The organism is Micromonospora maritima (genome assembly GCF_902825405.1).
Classification (GTDB): Bacteria; Actinomycetota; Actinomycetes; order Mycobacteriales; family Micromonosporaceae; genus Micromonospora; species Micromonospora maritima.
Window position 1 is genome coordinate 1 of record NZ_CADEAU010000793.1, and the last position, 1,657, is coordinate 1,657.

General features: G+C 75.6%; 2 protein-coding genes. One reads left to right on the forward strand and one right to left on the reverse strand.

The features are described from left to right. A partial coding sequence (locus HUW36_RS32330; protein ID WP_174531521.1) for an NUDIX hydrolase occupies positions 1-434 on the reverse strand: 434 nt, incomplete at its 3' end. A gap of 102 nt (positions 435-536) precedes the next feature. Here HUW36_RS32330 and lgt point away from each other — a divergent pair. Beyond that, positions 537-1,657: prolipoprotein diacylglyceryl transferase (gene lgt / locus HUW36_RS32335; RefSeq protein ID WP_246248433.1), on the forward strand; the 1,121-nt coding region annotated here is incomplete at its 3' end.

A 1,657-nucleotide genomic window follows, 5' to 3' on the forward strand; every position in this document is an offset into this window, starting at 1 on the left:
AGCACGCCGGAGCGGCCGTCGAGCGCGTCCGTCAGGGCGGCGCGGGTGGTGGGGGTGAGGGGGCCGGGCAGCTTCTCGACGGGGTGCCACTCGGGGTGGCAGCCGCGCGCCGCCTCGGCGGCCGGAGCGCCGCCCGCAGGTCGGGCGCGGAACACGTGCACCAGGACGTCGGGCAGGGGGCCGCAACGGCCGGCCGGGGGCACGGGAGCGGTCGGGTCGGTGACCCGGTAGAGGCCGACCAGGTCGACAAGCTCGACGAGCCAGCCGGTCTCCGCGCGGATCGCCCGGACGACGGCGTCGGCCGGGCTCTCGTCGTGGCGCAACCGTCCGCCCGGCAGGCCCCAGCGGGGCGCGCCGCCGGAGCGCCGGCAGAGCAGCACCCGGCCGGCCCTGTCGGCGACGACCGCGGTGACCGCCCAGGTGAGCGCGCTCATGGACAAAGAGCGTACGGCCGTGCAAACCAGAAGTCATCCGGCTCCGCGGCGCGGCGGACCGGGGTGCCGCACACACGGTCCGCACCGGTACCGTGTGCACCCGTGACCCTCGCCCCGATGACCCCACTGGCGGCCATGCCCAGCCCCAGCACCGCCGTCTGGCAGCTCGGCCCGGTTCCGATCCGGGCGTACGCGCTCTGCATCATCGCCGGCATCGTGGTGGCCTGCGTGGTCACCGAGTACCGGCTGCGCCGCCGCGGCGTGGCGCCGGGCGCCGTGCTCGACATCGCGGTCTGGGCGGTGCCGGCGGGCATCGTCGGGGCGCGGATCTACCACGTGATCACCTCGCCCGAGAAGTACTTCGGCGCGGGCGGTGAGCCGATCAAGGCGCTCTACATCTGGGAGGGCGGCCTCGGCATCTGGGGGGCGGTGGCCGGCGGCGCGGTGGGCGCCTGGCTCGCCGCCCGGCAGCTGGGCATCCCGCTCACCGTGGTCGCCGACGCGCTGGCGCCGGGGATGCCGCTGGCCCAGGCGGTCGGCCGGCTGGGCAACTGGTTCAACAACGAGCTGTACGGCGGGCGGACCAGCCTGCCGTGGGGCCTCGAGGTGCACGTCATGGACCCGGACAACCCGGGTCACACGCTGCGCGACGACGCCGGCAACCCGGTCCTGCAACCCGGGCTCTACCATCCGACGTTCCTCTACGAGCTGCTCTGGAACGTCGGCGTCGCCGTGCTGGTGCTGGTCCTGGACCGCCGGCTGCGGCTGGGGCGCGGCCGTGCCTTCGCGCTCTACGTGATGGGCTACACGGCGGGCCGGTTCTGGATCGAGCTGATGCGCACCGACGAGGCCAACCACATCCTCGGCGTGCGGCTCAACGTCTGGACCGCCGTGCTGGTCTTCCTCGGCGCGCTCGTCTACTTCGTGCGGGTCCGCGGCCCCCGGGAATACCTCGTCCCGGTCGGTGAGCCGGCCGCTGCGGTGCCGCCGGCCGGCGACGTGTCGCAGGTCGACCTCTCGGCCGGCGAGGCCGGCGCACGGCCGGTCGCGCCGGAGGGCTACCGGGTGGTGACCGAGGACCAGTTCCGCGCGTACCGGGAGACCGGCGCGCTGCCCCCGGCGGACCCGGCGGACACCGACGACGCGGACCGCGCGGCCACCGACGACGCGGACCGCGCGGCGAACCACGAAGCGGACCGCGCGACGGCCGACGACACGGACCG